The sequence below is a fragment of the Chamaesiphon sp. OTE_20_metabat_361 genome (assembly GCF_031364565.1).
The window spans coordinates 1-1892 of the sequence record NZ_JANLWO010000609.1; the positions used below are offsets into that span (position 1 = coordinate 1).

Genomic DNA, 1892 nt, shown 5'->3' on the forward strand with positions numbered 1-1892 from the left:
CGGGTTGGGGCAAAATCAAACCATCTGTGTCGGTAACTCCAGGTGAAACCACATTTACCGTCACCTGACGCTGCCCGATCTCTTTTGCCAAAGCAAAGGCAAATTGTTCGCCAGCGGCCTTACTTGCAGCATATAACCCACCAGTAATTCGCGGCTGCTTGGTCGCTCCAGTCGAAAATTGAACGATCCTTCCGCCATCTTTGACGCGATGAGCGGCGGCTTGCAGCATGTACACCGCACCTTTAACATTCACCGCAAATACTTTGTCCAAATCCTCATCAGTTAGGTCAGTATGAAGCTTATATGATGCTGCTCCTGCCACATTGACTACAATATCGATCGATCCTAATTGCTTCTCCGTCTCATCAAATAATCGCGTCACATCGGCTCGATCCGCCACACTGCCCTGAATTGCGATCGATCGTCCGCCACCAGCAATAATTTCTTTGACTACAGCTTCGGCTTTTTCCGGTGAAGCAACATAGTTAACCGCTACTGCTGCCCCATCTCGTCCCAACCGCAACGCAATCGATCGACCGATTCCCCGCGATGAAGCGGTGACAACTGCGACTTTTCCGGTTAATGATGACATGCTGCTAGCCTCCTAATATAAATTTGGATTTGACTTAATTACTACGGTATACTTGATACTTACTTTTTGGGAAGTACTTACTTTTTTGTAAGTGTGTTGAGAAATTCAGATGACAACAAAACAAGTAGATGGCAGAAGATTCGTCCAAACCACTTTGGGCATACTAGGTGGCAAATGGAAAATCTTGATTTTATGGAATATTCGCGAGCGACCTCAACGTTTGAGTGAGTTGAAACGGCTAATTCCAGCAATTAGTGAAAAGGTGCTGATTCAACAACTCCGCGATCTAGAAAAAGATGGGATCGTTCAGCGTCATGACTATGGGGAGATGCCACCCAAGGTAGATTATGCTTTTACGGAACATGGTAAAAGTCTGCAACCTGTTTTGAAGATGTTGTGCAAGTGGGGTGAAGAACATCTCAATCAAATGGACGCTGAAGGTAAAAAATAAGCAATTTAATAGATGTAGAATTGAGAGTTGATTTCAGATTATTCATATTGGTAATTTGGCGATTACTGTGAGTGGCAAATTCACAATAACCGATCGAATCTTTTAGTTCTTGTACATTCTTGGGGAAAATAGTCTATTCTTGTGTTGGCATAGCCTACGATCGATAATCGACTAAAATTTGTCCAATAAATTTACATCCTCGATCGGGCTATAATTATTTACTAGCAAGGATTATCGCAACAGTTACATTTCCATGACCAACAGTTCCCAACCTGTCCATCCGTCTGACTTTATCCCTGAAAGCTGGGTGATGGAAACAATGATAATCGGGAATGGTGGTTTAGTTATTCGGCATGAGTTCGATGAACCCAGTGAACTTGCTATACCTGCACTGACGCATCATCTAATTGGAGTCAATATCGGACAGCACAGCACTCGCCAAGTGACTCGTCTGGGTAAGCAGGAATATGATGGAATAAATCCAACAGGATCGTTATGGCTGGCAACAGCAGACAATACACCTGGTGAGTGGGCATGGGACACAACAGATGAAACAATTATGTTTCAGATCGATCCGCTCTACTTTCAGGAAATCGCCGCTGAAAATGGTTGTGCTAACTCAGAACGGTTAGAACTCAAGCCTGTAGTGTTCGACAGAAATCCTCAGTTTGAATCGATAGCTAGAAATTACCACGCCGAAATGCAACAGCAAGGCTTAGGCGGCAAACTCTACAGCGAATCATTGGGCAACCTCTTCATGCTAAATCTGCTCAGAACCTATTGCCAAGAGCGACCCCAACCACAGCAGGTAAATGGCGGACTGGGTGAAAAACGCCTCAAGCTGGTGCT

At 44.5% G+C, this 1892-nt stretch carries 3 protein-coding genes; 2 read left to right on the forward strand and 1 reads right to left on the reverse strand.

The window, feature by feature from the left end:
- Positions 1-592: SDR family NAD(P)-dependent oxidoreductase (locus tag RMO35_RS17485; protein ID WP_309742612.1), on the reverse strand; the 592-nt coding region annotated here is incomplete at its 3' end.
- Positions 593-701: 109 nt separating this feature from the next.
- Here RMO35_RS17485 and RMO35_RS17490 point away from each other — a divergent pair.
- Complete coding sequence (locus tag RMO35_RS17490) at positions 702-1043, forward strand: helix-turn-helix domain-containing protein (protein WP_309742614.1); 342 nt, start codon at positions 702-704, stop codon at positions 1041-1043.
- A gap of 253 nt (positions 1044-1296) precedes the next feature.
- Positions 1297-1892 (forward strand): AraC family transcriptional regulator (locus RMO35_RS17495; RefSeq protein WP_396135693.1); only part of this gene is annotated, 596 nt, incomplete at its 3' end.